This is a genomic window from Nocardia coubleae NBRC 108252, assembly GCF_001612805.1.
In the GTDB taxonomy this organism is placed as follows: Bacteria; Actinomycetota; Actinomycetes; order Mycobacteriales; family Mycobacteriaceae; genus Nocardia; species Nocardia coubleae.
In genome coordinates this window covers 22,779-39,151 of record NZ_BDBD01000010.1, presented here as the reverse complement: position 1 = coordinate 39,151, position 16,373 = coordinate 22,779, and the positions used below count along the sequence as shown (strand labels likewise).

Genomic DNA, 16,373 nt, shown 5'->3' with positions numbered 1-16,373 from the left:
CGAAGACCGATCCCGTAGAGTGCGGGACGTGGTGAGTCCGGGGTGGTGCGCAAGGTTGCGCGTGTCGGTGCTGGCGATGATCGCCTCGACGGTGGTCGTGGCCGGGTGCACCGCGAATCCGCCGCCGCCGATCGAGAGCACCGATTCGCCCAAGACCACCCAGGCCAAGCCGGGCAAGAACACCGTCGTCGTCGCCATCGACGACATCGGGATCGGATTCAATCCGCATCTGCGTTCGGATCAGTCGCCCGCGACCAACGCGGTGAGTTCGATGGTGTTGCCGAGCCCGTTCCGGCCGGTGCCCAATCCAGCCCACCCAGGTGTGGTGGATTTCGTGCCCGACTCGGCGCTGATCGTGTCGGCCGATGTGACCTCGCAGGAACCGTTCACCATCACCTATACCCTGCGCAATCAGGCGAATTGGTCCGACGGCGCGCCGATCGCCGCCGAGGACTTCCGGTTCCTGTGGCAGCAGATGATCTCCCAGCCCGGTGTGGTAGATCCGGCGGGGTACCGGCTGATCTCCGACGTGGCGTCCTCGGGTGGGGGCAAAACGGTCACTGTGACGCTGACCCAGCCGTACCCGGCATGGCGTGAGCTGTTCGCGAACCTGCTGCCCTCGCATCTGGTGAAGGACTCCCCGGGTGGGTTCACCAGCGGGCTCGTGGACCGAATTCCGGTGTCGGGCGGCAACTTCACGATCAAGTCCGTGGATCGCGGGCGCGACGAGATCCTGCTCGAACGCAACGACCGATTCTGGGGCACCCCCGCCGCACCCGATCAGATCCTGTTGCGGCGCGGTGGCTCTCCCTCCCAGCTCGCCGAATCCCTGCGCACCGGCGACGCGCAGATGGCGCTGGTGCACGGCGGGGTCGCCACCCAGGCGCAACTCGCCGCCATCCCGTCGGTGCGCACGACGATCATGCCGCAGGCGCGGGAACTGCAACTCACCCTCAACGGCCGCTCCGGCGACCTGATCGACGTGCGGGTGCGCAAAGCGCTGCTCGCCCTGCTCGATCCAGCCCTGCTCGCCACCGTCGGTGCGCAGAGCGGTGGCTGGGTGGAACCCGCTCGCGCCCAGGTACTTCCACCGTCGAGCCCCGGCTATCTGCCGACCGCCCCGCCTCGGCTCAGCGCCGACGAGGCGTTCGCCCTGCTGGCCGAGGCCGGTTTCGGGCGGGCACCGGAGACGCCGCAGACGAGTTCGCCCACTTCGCCCGCACCGCAGCCACGTTCGGTGGCGCGCAACGGCAAGGGCTTGTCGGTGCGCATCGGCGCGGTCGCCGAGGACGAGGCGGCACTGGCCGTCGCCAATACCGCCGCCGACCAATTGCGCAGTGCCGGAATCGATGCCACCGTGCGCGGCATTCCCGCCGACGAACTGTACGGTCGCGAACTCACCGAGTCGTCGGTCGACGCGATCGTCGGGTGGGAACTCGCGGGCGGTGACCCGGCGACGGTGCTCGCCTCCCGGTACGGATGTCCGCCGGTGGAGCCGCCGGGTGCCGACGGCCCGGTGCTGGCCGCGGCCGAGGCCTACCGGCAGGCGCCGAGCAATGTCGGCGGCGTCTGCGATCCGGGCTTGCAACCGTCGATCGACGAGGCGCTGCGCGGAATCGACGTGGGCCGGATCGTCGCCGAGGCCGAGCCCAAGCTGTGGGAACTGTCGACGGTGCTGCCGATCGTGCAGGACAACGTCGTCGCGGCGGCGGGCCCGCGTGTGGACGGTGCGTCCCTGTCGGGCGCCATCCAGGTCGGCATCTTCGGTGATACGGCACAGTGGCGGAGGATCCCATGACGCGCGAGACCGGCGGCCTGCTCCTGGTGCACGCCCACCCCGACGACGAAACCCTCACCACCGGTGGCACCATCGCGCACTACCGCCGTCGCGGTGTGCCGGTGACAGTGGTGACCTGCACGCTCGGTGAGGAAGGTGAGGTCATCGGCGAACGCTGGGCGCGCCTGATCGCCGCCGAGGCCGACCAGCTCGGCGGCTACCGCATCAGCGAACTCACCGCCGCCCTCGCCGCGCTCGACGCGGGCGAACCGTTGTTCCTCGGTGGGCCGGGTCGCTGGCGTGATTCCGGGATGGCGGGCACGCCGTCGGCCGAGCATCCGCGCGCGTTCGTGAACTCCGGTGACGCGGCGGTCGACGAACTCGTCGCGGTGCTGCTGGAACTGCGCCCGCGCGTGGTCGTCACCTACGACCCGCGCGGCGGCTACGGCCATCCCGACCACATCCGGGCACACCACGTCACCACCGCCGCCGTGGCCGCGGCCGCCGAACAGGGCTACGACGTGCCCAAGTTCTACTGGACCGTCACCGACGCCGACCTGCTGCGCCAGCACACCGCCGCCCTCGCCCGCCGCACCGTCGACGGGCTGCCCGGCGCGCTGCCGGAAGGGTGGCGGTTGCCCGTGGAGGCGGAGCTGGCGGCGATGTCGACCACCGCCGGGGTGAGCACCGTGGTCGACGTGTCGGACGTGCTCGGCGCCAAGCGTGCGGCCATGCGCGCGCACGCCACCCAGGTGACCCTCGCGCCGAGCGGCCGGGAGTTCGCGCTGTCGAACAACATTGCGCTGCCCGTGCTGCCGGAGGAACATTTCACCCTGGTGCGTGGCACCCGTGGGCCGGTCGGCGACGACGGGTTCGAGCACGACCTGTTCGCCGGCCTCGAATGAGCCGACCGGCCGAATAGACTCGCCCGCATGGTGACCTCCGACCAGTCCACCGCGCGCCGTGGCGTGCGTCTGCCCGCACCGCCCGATCCCCTCGTCGCCGGGCTCATCGTCGTGTTGCTCATGGTCGACGCACTCATCACACTCGCGCTCGAGGTGCTGTTCCTGCCGCTGTACATCGGGTCGATGCCGCTGCCGATCGCGGCGCTGGTGGCCGGAGTGGTGAATGTCGGTCTGGTGTACGGGATGGCGAGCGTCACCGATCGGCTCGGTTTCGTCTTCGCGCCGATCGTGTTGTGGCTCTTCGGTTTCCTGCTGTGCGCTTCGCGCGGTCCGGGTGGTGACGTGATGCTCGGCAACGACGGCCGCACCCTGCTGCTGCTGGCCTGCGGGGTGCTCGCGCCCATGGGTTACCTGTATTCCCGGGCGAATTCGCCCCGCGCCCGCCGAGCGGGCTGATCATCCTCGACGGGTCTCGATCCCATCGAGGATGAGGTCCAGTTCGCGGGTGAACTTGTCGAAGACGGCCGGATCGGGCTTGTCGCGCAACCGCGCGAGCTGGTCGGTGTAGCGCTGGTGCAAGCGGGGGAACGGACGGGCGGCGGCCTCGCTGGCGGCCAGCACCTGGGTGGCCCACTGTTCGCTGGACAGGCCGCTTTGCGCGATCGTCATCAGCATGGCGGCCTCGCCGCCGCAGGAGCCGACGACGAACTGGAAGACGGCGTTGCCCGCGATGTCGACCACGTCGTCGGGCAGGCCCGCGGCGTCGAGGATCGCGATCATCGAGTCGGTGAGCCGCATCATGTTGGGGCCGAGGTACATCAGCGCGGCGGTGCTGAGCACGACGGTGATCCACGGGTGCGCGAGCAGGGTCTTACGCACTCCGGCGGCTTGTTCGTGCATCACCTCGCGCCAGCGGTCGCCGTCGGGGGCCGGGACGGGAACCTCGCCGATCACCTGGTCGACGACCAGTTCCAGTAGCTCGTCCTTGTTGGCGACGTGGGTGTAGAGCGAGGTGGCGCCCGCGCCGAGCCGGGCGCCGAGTTTGCGCATGCTCAGGGCGTCGAAACCCTCCTCGTCGAGCAGGCGGATCGCCTCCGCCACGATCTGGTCGCGGCTCAGCGCGGGTTGGTCGCGGCGTTCGCGGGGCGGCCTGGTCCACACCGACGGGATCCCGGTCGGGCTCGCTGCCATCGCTGCCTCCTCTTCTGTGGCGGGTTCCGTCCAGCATAGCCGGTTCATGAACAGTGTTCGGTCGCCGTACAACGTTCCTATTGCGCACACCGTTCCCGCAGACGTACAGTGTTCGCAATGGCCGCACAGTGTGCGGAGAGCTTCGGAAAGGGGAGCAAAGATGTCAACGCTCACGAAGGTGCGCGATCCGCGCCGGTGGCTGATCCTGATCGTGCTGTGCCTCAGCAGCCTGGTGCTGGTCGTGGACAATATGGTGCTCACGGTCGCGATCCCGCAGATCGCCACCGACTTCGGCGCGAGCGCCCAGCAGATCCAATGGATCATCGACGCCTACCTGCTGGTCTTCGCGGGCCTGCTGCTCACCTCCGGCAGCCTCTCCGACCGATTCGGCCGCAAGCTGGTGATGATCATCGGTCTGGTGATCTTCGGCGCGGCCTCCCTGCTCGCGGCCTACGCGGGCAGTCCGGAACTGCTGATCGCCGGGCGCGCGCTGATGGGCATCGGCGGGGTGCTCATCATGCCGAGCACGCTGTCGATCCTGATCACCGTCTTCGACGACGACGAACGACCCAAGGCCATCGGCGCGTGGAGTGCCGTGGCGACCGTTGGCCTGGTCGGCGGCCCCGTGGTGGGTGGTGTGCTGCTCGAACACTTCTGGTGGGGTTCGGTTTTCGTCATGAACGTGCCGATCGTCGTCGTCGCTCTCGTCGCCGCGCTCGTGCTCATGCCCGAATCGAAGGGCCCGTGGCGCACCCCCGACTTCCCCGGCATGCTCACCTCCATCGTCGGCATGACGGCGCTGGTCTGGACGATCATCTCGGTGCCGCACGCGGGCTGGACCGATTCCGGTGTGCTCGCCGGCTTCGCCGTGACGGTCGTTGCCCTCGCCGCCTTCGTCGTGCGTGAGCTGCGCACCGACTCGCCGATGGTTCCGCTGCACTTGTTCCGCGACCGCACCTTCACCGGGTCGAGCTTCTCGCTGGTGCTGGTGACCTTCGCCAACGGCGGACTGGTGCTCGTGCTCACCCAGTACCTGCAGTTCGTGCTCGGCTACACCCCGATGCGCACCGCGCTCGCCTTCACCCCGATGGCGGTGACGCTGCTGCTCGCCAACGGGATCGGAGCGGTGCTGGTCGGCAAGCTGGGAGCGCGGATCGTCACCATCGCTGGACTCGTGGTGGTCGCCGCCGGTTTCGCGGTCCTCGCCACCCTCGACGCGGGCGCGAGCTTCACCCTGCCCGCCGTGGCGATGGCGCTGCTCGGTGCCGGTGGTGGTCTGGCCATGCCCGCCGCGATCGGCGCGCTGATGAGTGCGGTTCCCGAGGACCACGCGGGGGTGGGTTCGGCGCTCAACGACACCATCCAGCAGTCGGGCGCCGCGCTCGGTGTCGCGGTGCTCGGCGCCATCCTGGCGGGCACCTTCGCCGGCGCCATGCCGGACTCCGCGCCGGACGCGGCGCGGGAGTCCATCGCGGGTGCGCTCGGCACCGGTGACGCCGGGCTGATCGGCCTGGCTCGCGACGCCTTCTGCACCGCCATGCAGGTCACCTTCGGTGTGGGTGCGCTCGCCTCGGTCGCTGCCGCGGTGCTCGCGGTGGTGTTGATGCGGGACGTGAAGAAGCCTGCGGCCGAGACTGATTCGGCACCGGAGACGGTGGGCGTCTGAGGCACCGGCGCGGTGCATCGCGAGGACGCCGCGGACGTGGCGAGGCCTGATGCATGAAGAGCCGAGGGTCCAGTGGCCGGAAGTCCTCCGACTTCCGGCCACTGCCGGTGTTTCGAGTGTTCAGTGGTGTGTTCGCGGCGAAGCGCTCAGGTTCTCGGCCGCTGCGGTGTCACTGGATTCAGCGGTGCCCTTGCAGCCCGGGGGTGACGGTGTCGATCAGGGCGACCGCGTCGGTGTAGGGGATGTCGTCCACCAGGTACGCCTTCTTGCCCGCGGCCGTGGCGGCGACCACCGTGGCCAGGCCGGCGCGGCGCTGCCAGAAGGTCTGGCGGATGGTCCAGCCGATGATGCCGGGGGCTTCGAGGCAGTCGCGATTGCGGTCGAGGCTGCCGCGGCGGGTGATGAGCCAGGTGGGGCCGGTGTCGGCGGGCAGGACGCGGTGGCCGAGGCTGCGGTACCTGTCCTCGGCCAGCGCCGCCATCAGCCCGGCGAACACCACGGGCACGACCCAGATCCACACGGGCAGTGGACCTTCGACCAGCGCGAGCACGATCATGGCGACCAGCAAGATGCCCACCGGCCAGGCCGCCCGCACATACCGACGCCGACGCGCCGCGCGACCGTGCGAGATCAAGTCGACAGTTCCCAGCATGGTGCCGGAAATACCCTGCGGCACAGCAGAGTCCGTCTTGGTGAGCTGTGGTCGTCGATGAGTGCGCAGGAGTTCGTCGAGGGTGCGTTCGACGGCCGCGCGCGGCGCCTGGGGGAGCACCTTCTGACGCGGATTCTCCCCGGTCATGATCATTTCCAGCTGGGCGGCGCGGGCCGCACGCAGCAGCAGCGGATCGTTGAGCGTGGCGCCACGGAAGCGGGCCAGGTCGAGGGTGATCTGGCGGGTGGTGAAGAGCCCGTGTCGCAGGTGCAGCGTCGAACCGTTGTCGAGGACACGCAGTCCGTACCACGTGGCCAGGTACTGCCCGCAGGCGGCGAGGCTCACCAGCAGCAGGGTGAGGACGACCATCGCGGCGATCACGAGGGCGACCACGGCGACGCTGTCGTGCCCGATCTCCTGTGCCGGAGCGGATTTCACGATCCACTCGAGCACCCCGTACTGCGCCGCCAACCCGGCGATCGGGGCGACGATGGCCAGCCCCGTCAGCGACAACGGCGCGTACCGAACCCACGCGGGTCGCCAATGCCCGATCTCGACACCGGATTCGTGGACGGGCGTGGCGTCGTCGGCCGGCCGTTCTTCGGAGCGTCCTGTGTGCGAGAGCAATTCGGTACGCAAGGCGGGAATACGGCTCGTGTCGAGCGCGTCGAGCTTGAATTCCTCGTCCTTGGCGGTATCGGTCCCGGTGCCGATGGTCAGCACCGCAAGACCCAGAACCCGGTGCAGCAGATCGGCTTCCACGTCCACCGAGCGGATCCGCGGCCGTGGCACCGACAGCGTCCGGCGGCCGACGACCCCGGTGCGCAACTGCACGTGATCGGCGTCGATGCGATAGGTCGTGGTGAACCACCGCAATACACCGAACGCGGCGACGAGCAGCACCGGGATCAGGCTCCACAGCGGATTGCCGCTGGTGGTACCGACGATCACCGAACCGAGCAGGACCGGAATGTATTTCACGATCTCGGTGACCGGATACACCAGCAGCATGCGTGGATCGAGCCGCTGCCACGGTGTCTCGCTCATGTGGCGTCTCCGCGATGCTGGGCGGCGATGGCGGTCAACCGAAGCACCGTCTGCTCGGCGACGGGCAGGTCGAGCGCGCTGATCTTGACCGCCCCGGCCGACGATGCCGTGGTGACCGTCACCGTGGCCAACCCGAGTATCCGCTCGAGCGGGCCGCGCTCGGTGTCCACCGTCTGCACCCGCGAGATCGGCGCCACCCGGGACTCCTGATCCAGCCAGCCCACCCGTGTGTACACGGCCTCGTCGGTGACCTCCCACCGGTGCACCGCGAACCGCCACAGCGGAACCACGACCAGCCCGAGCACCGCGAGCGCGACCAGCGCCAGCCCGGCGACCAGCTGCCAGCCGCGCCGGTCGTCGAGGAACATCCACACCCCGAGTGCCACCGCGAGCACCGCGATGCCGACGGCGTTCTCCAGCGCCCACAACAGTTTCGCCTTGGGACTTGGCCGCCAGGCCGGGTCGGCGAGGATGGTTGAACGCGGCAACGACATGCTGACATCGTGGCACGAGGGTGCGACGAGTTCGCCCGGCTCGGGAATATGTGCCCGCGCGGGCGAGGTTGTGGCCGAGGAAGACGACCCTCGCGCGCCCGCAACGGGCGGCGTGACCAGCCCACCACACGTTCGGGAGAGAAGTAGCGCATGATCGACGGGGTGAGCGACCTTCCACTGCCGAGCGTTCCGCCGAACCCGCCGAGTGCCTCGGCCATGCGCCGGGCGCTGCGACGGGCCCGCGACGGCGTCACGTTGAACGTCGACGAGGCAACCGTCCTGCTGCACGCCACCGGCGACGACCTGGCCGATCTGTGCGCCAGCGCCGCCCGGGTCCGCGACGCCGGGCTCGAATCCGCGGGCAGACCACGCACCATCACCTACTCGCGCAATGTGTTCATCCCGCTCACCCGCCTGTGTCGCGACAAGTGTCACTACTGCACCTTCGTGACCGTGCCGGGCAAGCTGCGGGCCGAGGGCAAGGGGATGTTCCTCGAACCCGACGAGGTACTCGAGATCGCCAGGCAAGGCGCGGCGCTCGGCTGCAAGGAAGCCCTGTTCACCCTGGGCGACCGCCCCGAGGACCGCTGGCCCGAGGCCGCGCAGTGGCTCGACGAGCGCGGCTACGACTCCACCCTCGACTACCTGCGCGCGGTGTCGATCCTCGTGCTCGAGGAGACCGGCCTGCTGCCGCACCTGAACCCCGGCGTGATGAGCTGGAACGAGATCGCGCGGCTCAAGCCGGTCGCCCAGTCGATGGGCATGATGCTCGAGACCACCGCCACCCGGTTGTTCACCGAGAAGGGCGCCTGCCATTTCGGCAGCCCCGACAAGGACCCGGCGGTGCGGCTGCGCGCCATCACCGACGCGGGCAGGCTCTCGGTGCCCTACACCACCGGCATCCTGGTCGGTATCGGTGAGACGCTCGCCGAACGCGCCGACTCGATCATGGCGATCCGCAAGCTGCACCGCGAGTTCGGGCACATCCAGGAAGTGATCGTGCAGAACTTCCGGGCCAAGTCCGACACCGCCATGCGCGACGCGCCCGATGCCGATGTGGCCGAGTTCCTGGCCACGGTCGCGGTGACCAGGCTGCTGCTCGGCCCGGATGTCCCGGTGCAGGCGCCGCCGAACCTGGTCTCGCACAGCGACTGCCGCGCCCTGATCGACGCGGGTATCGACGACTGGGGCGGTGTGTCGCCGTTGACGGTCGACCACGTGAACCCCGAACGTCCGTGGCCCAATCTCGACACGCTGCGCGAGATCACCGAGGCGGCCGGGTTCACCCTCGCCGAACGCACCTCCGCGCATCCGAAGTACGTGCGCGCGGGCCACCCCTGGATCGATCCGCGCATCGGCGCGCACGTCGCGGCACTCACCGATCCGGCCACCGGGCTGGCCAGGTCCGAGGCGCTGCCCGTCGGGCTCGCCTGGCAGGAACCCGACGAGTCGTGGGACTCGGCGGGCCGGGTGGACCTCAACACCGCCATCGACTCCGAGGGCCGCATCACCGACAGCCGCAGCGACTCCGGCCTCGGCCAGGAGGTGGTCGGCGCGTTCGGCGACTGGGAGACCATTCGCGAACACGCCCGCGACCTGGCCGTCACCGCACCCGAACGGCTCGATTCCGAGGTGCTCGACGCGCTGCGTGCCGCCGAGAACGACCCGGCGGGCCTGACCGACGACCAGTACCTCGCGCTCGCCACCGCCGACGGTGTGGCGCTGGATGCCGTTGCGGCGCTTGCCGATCAGCTGCGGCGCGAGGTGTCCGGTGACGAGGTCACCTACGTGGTGAACCGCAATATCAACTTCACCAACATCTGCTACACCGGCTGCCGGTTCTGCGCGTTCGCCCAGCGCAAGGGTGATGCCGACGCCTTCACCCTGAGCACCGACGAGGTGGCCGACCGCGCCTGGGAAGCCCATGTCGACGGCGCCACCGAGATCTGCATGCAGGGCGGCATCGACCCCGAGCTGCCCGTCACCGGGTACGCCGACCTGGTGCGTGCCATCAAGGCCCGCGTCCCGTCGATGCACGTGCACGCCTTCAGCCCGATGGAGATCGTCAACGGTGCTTCCCGTGGTGGGCAGAGCATCCGCGACTGGCTCGCGGCGCTGAAGGAGGCCGGGCTCGGCTCGATTCCCGGCACCGCCGCCGAGATCCTCGACGACGAGGTGCGCTGGGTGCTCACCAAGGGCAAGCTGCCGACCTCGGCCTGGATCGAGGTGATCACCACCGCTCACGAACTGGGCATCCCGTCGAGTTCGACCATGATGTACGGCCACGTCGACAACCCGAAGCACTGGGTCGGTCACCTGCGTGTGCTGCGCGAGATCCAGGACCGCACCGGCGGTTTCACCGAGTTCGTGCCGCTGCCGTTCGTCCACCAGAGCGCCCCGCTGTACCTGGCGGGCGCCGCGCGTCCCGGCCCGACCAACCGCGACAACCGCGCCGTCCATGCCCTCGCGCGCATCATGCTGCACGGCCGCATCCACAACATCCAGACCAGCTGGGTGAAGCTCGGCACGGTCGGCACCCAGATGATGCTCTCGGGCGGCGCCAACGACCTCGGTGGAACGCTGATGGAGGAAACCATCTCCCGCATGGCGGGCTCCCAGCACGGCTCGGCCAAGACCGTCGCCGAACTCACCGAGATCGCGGCGGGCATCGACCGCCCGGTCCGCGAACGAACCACCACCTACGGAACCGTCGAGCCGAAGGCTGCCCCGATCGCGCTGACGATCAGCTAGACCCACATCGGGCCGGACCGTCGTATTATGCGAAGATTGCATGAATCCCAGGACGTCGATATAGCATTGCTGTTATGTCATGGGGTACCATCGAGCTCGAACCTGAGGTGCGGGATTGGCTCGAGAAGCTGTCCACCGAGATGTTCGCGCGAGCGGCGTTCCACGTCGATCTGTTGGCCGAGTACGGGCCCCTGCTCGGCGAGCCGCACACGCGACAACTCGATGGAAAGCTCCGCGAGCTGCGATTTCAACTGGAATCCGAGGCGACTCGGGTGTCCTACTGGATCGCGCCCGGCCGCCGCATCATCCTGCTCACGGTATTTGTGAAGTCCAGGATGCGGGAGCGCCGCGAGGTCGACCGCGCTCGCAAGGCGATGCAACGTTGCGTCGTCGAGCGACACACGGCTGAGGAGGACGAGAGCGATGACTGAGAGAGCCGATTGGGCCGAGATGCGCGACCGCCGTCTGCGGGAGCCTGGCGCGGCTGAGGCGTACGCCGCGGCGAAACTCGCCTACGAACTCGGTCGCGATATCCGGCGCATGCGCGAGGACCGAGGCTGGACTCAATCGGTTTTGGCCGATGCCGCGGAAATGACTCAGTCGGCTGTCGCCCGATTCGAGGCGGGCGGGACGATCCCGAGCCTTCCGGTGCTGGAGCGGCTGGCCCGCGCACTCGATGCCGACCTGGTCGTACAGGTACGCCCGCGGGTTGCTTGAGCTCGAATTCGAGTCCGGCATCACTCGAAGCCGTTGCGATGAACTAGTTAGGGCAGGCTGACCTGGGGGTAGCGTGTAGTTCGGGATAGGGTTCGGGGGGCGGAGTTGGCCCCCGCAGCTGTGGACAGACTAGGAGAACGGCAGTGCCGTACATCATCGCTGAACCGTGCGTTGACGTGAAGGACAAGGCGTGCATCGAGGAATGCCCCGTGGATTGCATCTACGAGGGTGGCCGCATGCTCTACATCCAACCCGACGAGTGCGTTGACTGTGGTGCGTGTGAGCCGGTCTGCCCCGTGGAGGCGATCTTCTACGAGGACGACACTCCGGACCAGTGGAGCGGCTACATCAACGCCAACGTCGACTTCTTCGACGAACTCGGGTCGCCCGGCGGCGCGACCAAGGTGGGCAAGGTCGACTACGACCCGGCCTTCATCAAGGCGCTGCCCCCCATGGCCGAAGAATGAGCGCAGGGGTGCCGACCCGTGGCCGGGTGAGCAGCCTGCTGCCCGACTTCCCGTGGGACACCATCGCCGCGGTCAAACAGAAAGCCGCCGCGCATCCCGGTGGGCTGGTCGACCTGTCCGTCGGCACACCGGTCGACCCGGTCGACCCGCTCATCCAGGCCGCACTCGGCTCCGTCGCGGCCGTCCCCGGGTACCCGACCACGCACGGCACCCCTGAACTGCGCGCCGCGGCCGTCGCCGCGCTGGCGCGCCGGTTCGGGATCACCGGTGTCGACCCGGCGGCCGTGCTGCCGGTGATCGGCACCAAAGAGCTCATCGCCGGACTGCCGCGCCTGCTCGGCATCGGCGCCGACGACCTTGTCGTCATCCCTGAGATCGCCTACCCCACTTACGAAGTGGGCGCCCTGCTGGCCGGTGCGAAGCCGTGGCGCGCCGACGGCCTCACCCAGATCGGCCCGCAGAACCCGGCGCTGATCTTCGTGAACTCCCCGTCCAACCCCACCGGCAAGGTGCTGCCCGTCGAGCACCTGCGCAAGGTGGTTGCCTTCGCCCGCGAGCGTGGCGCGGTCGTCGCCTCCGACGAGTGCTACCTGGGCCTGGTCTGGGAGGGCGAGGCGGTCTCCATCCTCGACCCGCGCGTCTGCGACGGCGACCACACCGGCCTGCTGGCCATCCACTCCCTGTCGAAGACCTCGAACCTGGCCGGCTACCGCGCCGGTTTCGTCGCGGGGGACCCCGAACTGGTCGCCGAACTGCTCGAGGTGCGCAAACACTCCGGCATGATGCTGCCCTTCCCCATCCAGGCCGCCATGACCGCCGCCCTCGCCGACGACGCCCACGAGGCGGCCCAGCGCGAGCGGTACCGCGCCCGTCGCGACACCCTGCGAAAAGCCTTGGAGCAGGCCGGTTTCCGCATCGACTTCTCCGAAGCCGGCCTCTACCTGTGGGCCACCCGTGGTGAAGCGTGCCGGGTCACTCTCGACTGGCTCGCCGACCGCGGCATCCTCGCCGCCCCCGGCGACTTCTACGGACCACGCTCCCCGGAGCACGTCCGGATCGCCCTCACCGCCACCGACGAACGCATCGCCGAAGCGGCCGCCCGGCTCTCCTGAGACGTCCGGTCCGGTTGCCCCGCATCCTGTCTCGCGCGCGAATCGGTTAGTGTCCGCACAGTCGACATCGGCGCGAACAGGATCGAAAGGCTCGCAACACATGCACGGGGTGGATTTGGTCGCGGGCGCGGTGTTCGCCGGATATCGGATCGAGCGGGTGCTCGGGCGCGGCGGAATGGGCACCGTGTACCTGGCCGCGCATCCACGCCTGCCGCGACGGGTCGCACTGAAACTGCTGAATCGCGACCTGTATTCGGACCAGGAGGTGCGGGCCCGTTTCGAACGTGAGGCCGACGTATCGGCCCGCCTCGATCATCCCGGCATCGTGTCGGTGCTCGATCGCGGTGTCGAGAACGGGCTGATGTGGATTTCCATGCAGTACGTGGACGGCACCGATGCCTCGGTGTTCCGTGGTCGTCCGCTGGACCCTGCCCGCGCGGTCGACATCATCGCCCAGACCGCCGAAGCGCTCGACTACGCCCACGAGCGCGACGTGCTGCACCGAGACGTGAAACCCGCCAACATCCTGCTCTCCGCGGGCCGGGGCCGGGATCGCGTGCTACTCACCGATTTCGGGATCGCCCGCCTGCGCGGCGACGCCCGCCAGCTCACCCGCACCGGCGACTTCCTCGCCACCCTCGCCTACGCCTCGCCCGAACAATTGTCCGGTGCGACTGTGGATCACCGATCCGACCAATACTCGCTCGGTTGTTCCCTGTACACGCTGCTCACCGGCGAAAGCCCGTTCCCCGCAGACAATCCCGGTGCCGTCGTCGCCGCACATCTGACCAAGCCCGTGCCGCGGGCCTCGGACCAGGTAAGCGGTCTGGCGCCCGGCCTGGACGCGGTGATCGGTCGTGCCATGGCCAAGGATCCGGCTGAAGATTCGGCAGCTGTGCCGAATTCGGTCAGGCGGCGGCCGCGGCATCGGCTGTCGCTCCGGCGCTGATCGGCGCCTCGCAGCGCACCGGACCGGCGCTGTCGCCCGGCGAAACGCGGCGCTACCCGGCCATGAGCGCTTCCGCCGCACCGTCGAGTACTCCCACCGGAACTCCTACCACTCCAGCCGACCTGCCAACGATTGCCGCGGCTCATCCGGGTGCGCGCGCGGCGCGTCCGCGCGCGACCGATGTTCCGGGTAAAGCTGTCTCGTCTCGATGGCGGGCATTGGCGGTGGCTCTGCTCGTACTCGCGATGATCGCCGGTGTCGGCGTTGTCGGTGCGGGCGCGGTCTACTGGAAATTCGTTCGGCCGCAGCGTGTTCCACCGCCGCCGACCTGGGGTGAACACTCTTCGATCGCCACGGCGTTCCCGAGCTTGATCGCCTCGAATCCGGCCGGTCGTGGCTGGCGCGATGCCGCCTGTTCGCCGACGTCCACGTTCGTGGTCGCCCCCGGCGACCCGGCGCCCCTTCGTCAGATCTCGTGCACCGACGCCGACGGCGTCGTCACCTGGTTCACCGCGTACCCGTCCGCCGCCGACGTCGAGAACTATTTCTCCCGGCACACCGTCGTCCACGACGTCCGAACCCACCCAGCGCGAAATTCGGCCGTCGCCGTCGCCCGTCCGAGCGACCCGGGTGCCCCCTTCACCCTCGCGGTGCGGGAACGCGATCGCGGCGCCACGGCCGACATTCTCGTCGAGGTCTCCTGGCCCGGCCACACCTTCGACGAGACCTACGCATCCTGGTTCGAACAAGCCCCGCTCTGAGTCGGCGGATCAGCTCAGGGGACCAGCCATGCCCCTACATCTGAAACACACGTTGGTCAATGCCCCTCAACGCGGGACAGCGGTCCCGTAAGCGGTGAACCTGGAGCGATGACGTTTCCGGTGGCGAAGCGGTCGGCGAGGTGACGGCGGGGTGCGGCGTTCTGCGATCACCCGGGTGAGTGGCTCGGTATAACAGGTTCTCATTTGCAGTCTCGATGAGGAGCCGCACAGTGCGTGAATTCTTGTATGAAAACCCAGGTCGAACCCGATACGCGGGAGGGTTCACGCGGCGGCGGTTCCTAGCTGCAACAGGTGTCACTTTGGCGGTGGCGACCGTGGGGAGTCGGGCGCTCGCCTCCGCCGCACCGCTGGCCGACGGGGATACGGTTCCCGCATTGGTGATCGGCAGCGGGTACGGCGGTGCCGTCGCCGCGCTGCGATTGGCACAGGCTGGCGTGGACGTGGCGATCGTCGAGATGGGGATGTCGTGGGATGCGCCGGGCCCCGATGGGCGGGTGTTCTGTCCGGTGCTGAAACCGGACGGGCGGTCGTACTGGTTGCGCGAGCGCACCGATCAGCCGGTCGGGTACTTCATGGGCGGCTCGTACAACAAGGACATCGACAGGTACACAGGCGTTCTCGACTCCGAGGACTTCGGCGGGATCCGGGTGTACCAGGGGCGCGGGGTCGGCGGCGGATCGCTGGTGAACGGTGGGATGGCGGTGACGCCGAAACGGGAGAATTTCGCCGCGATCCTGCCGTCGGTGAATGCCGAGGAAATGTATTCCACCTATTACCCGCGCGCGAATACCGCGCTCGGCGTCAATCACATCGACAAGACGTGGTTCGAATCGGCGGAGTGCTATCAATTCGCGCGCGTGGGCCGCAAGCATGCCGAAAGATCCGGTTTCGGTTGGACTTTCGTACCCAATGTCTACGACTTCGAGTACATGAAAAAGGAGCAGGCGGGCACGGCGACCCGTTCGGCCCTGGCGGGTGAGGTGATCTACGGCAACAACTACGGCAAACGCTCGCTCGACCGCACCTACCTCGGTGCGGCCGCCGCCACCGGCAAGGTGCGGATCAGTCCGCTGCACAAGGTCACCACGGTCACGCCCGGCGCGGGCGGGTACCGGGTGGAAATGGCCCAGCTCGATTCGAGCGGCAAGACGGTCGCCGTCAAGAACGTGACGGCCCAACGGGTCTTCTTCGCGGCGGGCAGTGTCGGCACGAGCAAATTGCTGGTGGCGATGCGGGCGACGGGCAAACTGCCCGACCTCCCGGGCGCGGTCGGTCAGAAGTGGGGCAACAACGGCAATGTGATGGTCGGCCGCGCCAACCACATGTGGGACGGCACCGGCAGCCTGCAGTCCTCCATGCCCTGCCTCGGCATCGACAACTGGGCGGACCCGGGCGGGCCTGCCTTCGCCGAAGTCGCGCCGTTCCCGGCCGGCCTGGAGACCTACGTGAGCCTGTACCTGGCGATCACCAAGAACCCGAATCGTGCGGCGTTCAGCTTCGACTCCGGCACCGGAAAGGTGAACCTGAACTGGCAGAAGTCGTGGAATCAGTCGTCGATCAACGCGGCGAAACGCATCTTCGACAAGATCAATGCCAAGGAAGGCACCATCTACCGGACCGACCTGTTCGGTGTCACCAAGACCTGGGGTGACGACTTCACCTACCACCCACTCGGCGGGTGCGTGCTGAACGAGGCCACCGACAACTACGGCCGCCTGCACGGGTACCCGGGCCTCTACGTCATCGACGGTGCCCTGATCCCCGGCAATACCAGCGTGAACCCGTTCGTCACCATCACCGCGCTCGCCGAACGCAATATCGAACGGATCATCGCCGACGACCTCTGAGCTCGCGCGAGCTGCC

The 16,373-nt window shown here is 68.6% G+C and carries 15 protein-coding genes; 12 read left to right on the top strand and 3 right to left on the bottom strand.

Annotated features, from left to right (window positions below):
- Nucleotides 1-76: 76 nt before the first annotated feature.
- Genes NCO8_RS08005 through NCO8_RS07995 form a run of 3 tightly spaced genes read left to right on the top strand, consistent with a single transcriptional unit; the run spans nt 77 to nt 3,138 of the window.
- Nucleotides 77-1,798 carry an ABC transporter family substrate-binding protein gene (locus NCO8_RS08005; protein WP_067637990.1) on the top strand — a complete coding sequence of 574 codons (1,722 nt, stop codon included), beginning with the start codon at nt 77-79 and terminating at the stop codon, nt 1,796-1,798.
- A complete protein-coding gene (gene mshB / locus NCO8_RS08000) occupies nt 1,795-2,682 on the top strand; it encodes an N-acetyl-1-D-myo-inositol-2-amino-2-deoxy-alpha-D-glucopyranoside deacetylase (RefSeq protein ID WP_067637992.1) in 888 nt (295 codons plus the stop codon). Before NCO8_RS08005 ends, mshB begins: the two co-directional genes overlap by 4 nt.
- Before the next feature lie 27 nt (nt 2,683-2,709).
- The gene (locus NCO8_RS07995) at nt 2,710-3,138 is read left to right on the top strand and encodes a hypothetical protein (RefSeq protein ID WP_067637750.1); all 429 of its coding nucleotides are present in this window, start codon (nt 2,710-2,712) and stop codon (nt 3,136-3,138) included.
- Here the strand turns inward: NCO8_RS07995 and NCO8_RS07990 are convergent, their stop codons facing one another.
- Nucleotides 3,139-3,873, bottom strand: a complete 735-nt coding sequence (locus tag NCO8_RS07990; protein WP_067637748.1) for a TetR/AcrR family transcriptional regulator C-terminal domain-containing protein — start codon at nt 3,871-3,873, stop codon at nt 3,139-3,141.
- Between the two features lie 160 nt (nt 3,874-4,033).
- Here NCO8_RS07990 and NCO8_RS07985 point away from each other — a divergent pair, with 160 nt between their 5' ends.
- On the top strand, nt 4,034-5,539 hold the full coding sequence (locus NCO8_RS07985) for an MFS transporter (protein ID WP_067637746.1): 1,506 nt from the start codon (nt 4,034-4,036) through the stop codon (nt 5,537-5,539).
- Nucleotides 5,540-5,717: 178 nt separating this feature from the next.
- On the opposite strand, the gene NCO8_RS07980 is transcribed toward NCO8_RS07985, so the two are convergent.
- Complete coding sequence (locus tag NCO8_RS07980; protein ID WP_067637744.1) at nt 5,718-7,238, bottom strand: PH domain-containing protein; 1,521 nt, start codon at nt 7,236-7,238, stop codon at nt 5,718-5,720.
- Nucleotides 7,235-7,732, bottom strand: a complete 498-nt coding sequence (locus tag NCO8_RS07975; RefSeq protein ID WP_067637743.1) for a PH domain-containing protein — start codon at nt 7,730-7,732, stop codon at nt 7,235-7,237. The genes NCO8_RS07980 and NCO8_RS07975 overlap by 4 nt, the downstream gene beginning before the upstream one ends.
- A 150-nt stretch (nt 7,733-7,882) precedes the next feature.
- Here NCO8_RS07975 and NCO8_RS07970 point away from each other — a divergent pair, with 150 nt between their 5' ends.
- From NCO8_RS07970 to NCO8_RS07935, 8 genes are all read left to right on the top strand, one after another.
- Nucleotides 7,883-10,483 (top strand): bifunctional FO biosynthesis protein CofGH, encoded by a 2,601-nt coding sequence (locus NCO8_RS07970; RefSeq protein ID WP_067637741.1) that lies wholly within the window; start codon nt 7,883-7,885, stop codon nt 10,481-10,483.
- A 74-nt stretch (nt 10,484-10,557) separates the two neighbouring features.
- The gene (locus tag NCO8_RS07965) at nt 10,558-10,914 is read left to right on the top strand and encodes a type II toxin-antitoxin system RelE/ParE family toxin (protein ID WP_067637740.1); all 357 of its coding nucleotides are present in this window, start codon (nt 10,558-10,560) and stop codon (nt 10,912-10,914) included.
- A complete protein-coding gene (locus NCO8_RS07960) occupies nt 10,907-11,200 on the top strand; it encodes a helix-turn-helix domain-containing protein (protein ID WP_067485748.1) in 294 nt (97 codons plus the stop codon). The genes NCO8_RS07965 and NCO8_RS07960 overlap by 8 nt, the downstream gene beginning before the upstream one ends.
- A 143-nt stretch (nt 11,201-11,343) precedes the next feature.
- Complete coding sequence (fdxA, locus tag NCO8_RS07955; RefSeq protein WP_022566345.1) at nt 11,344-11,667, top strand: ferredoxin; 324 nt, start codon at nt 11,344-11,346, stop codon at nt 11,665-11,667.
- Nucleotides 11,664-12,779 (top strand): succinyldiaminopimelate transaminase, encoded by a 1,116-nt coding sequence (gene dapC / locus NCO8_RS07950; protein ID WP_067637739.1) that lies wholly within the window; start codon nt 11,664-11,666, stop codon nt 12,777-12,779. The genes fdxA and dapC overlap by 4 nt, the downstream gene beginning before the upstream one ends.
- A gap of 100 nt (nt 12,780-12,879) precedes the next feature.
- Nucleotides 12,880-13,728, top strand: coding sequence for a serine/threonine-protein kinase (locus tag NCO8_RS32375; protein WP_067637737.1), 849 nt, complete (start codon nt 12,880-12,882; stop codon nt 13,726-13,728).
- A 224-nt stretch (nt 13,729-13,952) separates the two neighbouring features.
- Nucleotides 13,953-14,489 carry a hypothetical protein gene (locus NCO8_RS32370; protein ID WP_067637735.1) on the top strand — a complete coding sequence of 179 codons (537 nt, stop codon included), beginning with the start codon at nt 13,953-13,955 and terminating at the stop codon, nt 14,487-14,489.
- Nucleotides 14,490-14,824: 335 nt separating this feature from the next.
- On the top strand, nt 14,825-16,357 hold the full coding sequence (locus tag NCO8_RS07935) for a GMC oxidoreductase (RefSeq protein ID WP_446673923.1): 1,533 nt from the start codon (nt 14,825-14,827) through the stop codon (nt 16,355-16,357).
- The last annotated feature ends 16 nt before the right edge of the window (nt 16,358-16,373 follow it).